The organism is Streptomyces sp. HSW2009 (assembly GCF_040240285.1).
In the GTDB taxonomy this organism is placed as follows: domain Bacteria; phylum Actinomycetota; class Actinomycetes; order Streptomycetales; family Streptomycetaceae; genus Streptomyces.
The window spans coordinates 1-2,769 of the sequence record NZ_JBEHZD010000784.1; the positions used below are offsets into that span (position 1 = coordinate 1).

The following is a 2,769-nucleotide window of genomic DNA, read 5'->3' on the forward strand; positions in this document are numbered from 1 at the left end:
CCGCAGGCAAGCGCCCCAGCGGCCCGCCGCCCTCGGGGAACACCGTGGTCAGCGGCGTGCCCGCGGCCCCGGGCAACGCCGGAGCCAAGCCGCCGACCGATGGCGCGGGCCAGCCGCCCGCCGCCGCTGCGCCGGCCCCCGCCCCGGCGCCCGCCCCCAAGCCCAGCGGTGCCAAGCCGAAGAAGAAGGGCCGCTCCAAGCTCGTCATGGCGGCCGTCGGTGTGGTCGGCGTGGTGTGCGTCGCGTACGGGGCGGGGCTGGTGCTCGGGCACGCGGACGTGCCCAACGGCACCACCGTGCTCGGCGTCGACATCGGCGGCACGTCGAAGGAGGAGGCGGTCAAGAAGCTGGACACCAAGCTCGGCGACCGCACCACCGCCCCGATCAAGCTCTCCGTCGACGGTGAAGAGTTGGAGCTCAAGCCGGCCGTCGCCGGTCTGTCGATCGACACCGAGGCCACCGTGCGGGAGACCGCGGGCCGGGACTACAACCCGGTGACCGTGATCGGCTCGCTGTTCGGTGGCTCCCGGGAGGCCGACGCCAAGGTCAAGGTGGACGAGGAGAAGCTGCGGGACGCCCTCGGGCGGCTCGCCGGCGACGGCTCGGGCTCGGCGCGCGAGGGCAGCATCACCTTCAAGCCGGGTGAGGCGGTGCCCGTCTACGGCAAGGCGGGCAAGTCGCTGGACGCCGACAAGTCGGTCGACGCGGTCGCCCAGGCGTACCGCGACCGGGCCGAGAGCGGCACGAACCGGACGGTGACCCTGCCGAGCGCGACCAAGCAGCCCGTCATCAGCAACGCCGAGGTCGACCGCAAGATGGAGACCTTCGCCAAGCCCGCGATGTCGGGGCTGATCACCGTCCGGGCCGGCGGCAAGTTCATCAACTTCGGCCCGGACCGCTCGCTGCCGCAGATCCTCTCCGTGCGGGTCACCGACGGCAAGCTGGTCGAGCACTACGACCTGGACGCCATAAAGCAGCTCTACGGCGGCGTCTTCGACGGCGTCCTGGTGGAGCGCGGCAACGGCTCCAAGACCGCCGTCTCCCCGACCGACGTGGCCGTCGCGATGGGCCGCGCACTGGGCGGCAAGACCCAGGCCGAGCGGGTGGCGGAGGGCCCCAACGCCACCCTGGGCGGCTGACCCCGCCCCACCACGCGGCCCTACCACTGCGCCCACTGACGCCCCGCCACCACCTTGGTGAGCGGGGCGTTGGCGTTGACAGGCGCCGGCCGTGGGGGGGCGTGGCCGGTGGCGGCGGTAGGGGCGTGGGGGCGGTGCCGCCGGGACCGGGCCCGGTGTCGCCGCTCGCGTCGTGCTTGGCGCGTACGGGCCGTGGCCGGCGGGGTGGGCGCTCGCGTACGGGGGGCGGGAGACGGGTTCTCTCGTACGAGGGATGGGGCGGCCTTCTCGTACGGGGGCGTCGGCTGCGGGGCGGGGCGGCACGCGGTGCGCGGTGGTTCGGGTGGTCCCGAGTGCGCGCGGCCCCGGGGCCGGGGCGCGGGGTGGGGCGGGCCCCGCCTTCGGCCGTCGGACCGCCTAGTTGAGCAGGGCACGGGCCGCGCGGGCCTCGCGGCGTACCGTTTCGGCCGAGCTCGGCTCCATGGCCGCGATGACCGTCGCGTACTCCTCAAGCTCTGCCGCCCCACCCCGGAAGTCGCCGCGCTGGACGAGGAGTTGGGCCCGTTCGTAGCGGAGTTTCGCCGGGTGGCTGGGCAGCAGCAGGGAGAGTTCGACCGCCCAGAGTTGGACGTCGGTGCGCTCGGGGCGGGCGGCGGCCCAGGCGCGGATGTTGTTCAGCACCCGCAGCACGATCTCCAGCGGGTCGGCGGGCGCGAGCAGGGCGGGCGAGAGCGGCGCCCCGGTGGTGCCCGCCACCAGGACCGCGGCCTCCTCCTCGGTCAGCGGCCGGCCGCCGTGGAAGGGGTCGACCAGCACGTGCCGCCCGGCGGGGTCGCCGCACCCGACGACGAAGTGGCCCGGCAGCGCCACCCCGTACACCGGCGCGCCCGCCCGTCGGGCCACCTCGATCCAGACCACCGACAGCAGGATCGGCAGCCCGCGGCGGCGCCGCAGCACCTGGTGCAGGAGCGAGGAGTCCAGGCGCCGGTAGTCGGCCGGCGTGCCGTGGAAGCCCTCGGCGCCGCCCAGCAGTTCGGCGGCTGCGCCGGCCCAGGCGGCCCTGTCACCGGGGGCGAAGGGCAGCAGTCCGGCGAGCCGGTCGAGTTCGATCTGTGCCGCGTCGAGGTCGTCATCGCTGAACTCCGCATCGGCCTCCGCGCCCACCAGCAGGCACAGCAGGGCGAGGTCGGGGCGTTCGGCGCGCGCCGCATCGGCGAAGAGCTTCCGTCGGTCCGTGCTGTCGTCCATGGCTGCCTCGTACCCGTCGTATGGCCGTTCAGCGGCTGTCGTCCTGCGGCGCGCGCCAGTGGTGGTAGGCGTGGTGGGGAGTGAAGCCGAGGCCCGTGTAGAGCGCGTGGGCCTGCGGGTTGTCGGCCTCGACTTGAAGGTAGGCGGCCGAGGCGCCCTCGGCCAGCGCAGCCTGTGCGAGGGCCGTCATCACCGCGGTCGCCAGGCCCAGACGCCGGTACGCCGGCGCCACCTCGACCGCCGTGAAGCCGGCCCAGCGGCCGTCCACCACGCACCGGCCGATCGCCACGGCCGCGGCCCCGGGAGCCGGCGCTTCGGCCCCGCCGGATGCCACCGCTTCGCCTCCGCCGGGCGCCACGGCCTGAGCCCCACCCAGTCGCGTATACACAACTGACGCAGCCGC

The 2,769-nt window shown here is 75.0% G+C and carries 3 protein-coding genes; 1 reads left to right on the forward strand and 2 read right to left on the reverse strand.

Annotated features, from left to right (window positions below):
• On the forward strand, positions 1-1,139 hold a 1,139-nt coding region (locus AAHZ94_RS32100; RefSeq protein ID WP_349997231.1), incomplete at its 5' end, for a peptidoglycan binding domain-containing protein.
• 396 nt (positions 1,140-1,535) lie between these two features.
• On the opposite strand, the gene AAHZ94_RS32105 is transcribed toward AAHZ94_RS32100, so the two are convergent.
• The gene (locus tag AAHZ94_RS32105) at positions 1,536-2,366 is read right to left on the reverse strand and encodes a transglutaminase family protein (RefSeq protein WP_349997232.1); all 831 of its coding nucleotides are present in this window, start codon (positions 2,364-2,366) and stop codon (positions 1,536-1,538) included.
• A 28-nt stretch (positions 2,367-2,394) separates the two neighbouring features.
• The coding region (locus tag AAHZ94_RS32110) for a GNAT family N-acetyltransferase (RefSeq protein WP_349997233.1) at positions 2,395-2,769 on the reverse strand (375 nt) is incomplete at its 5' end.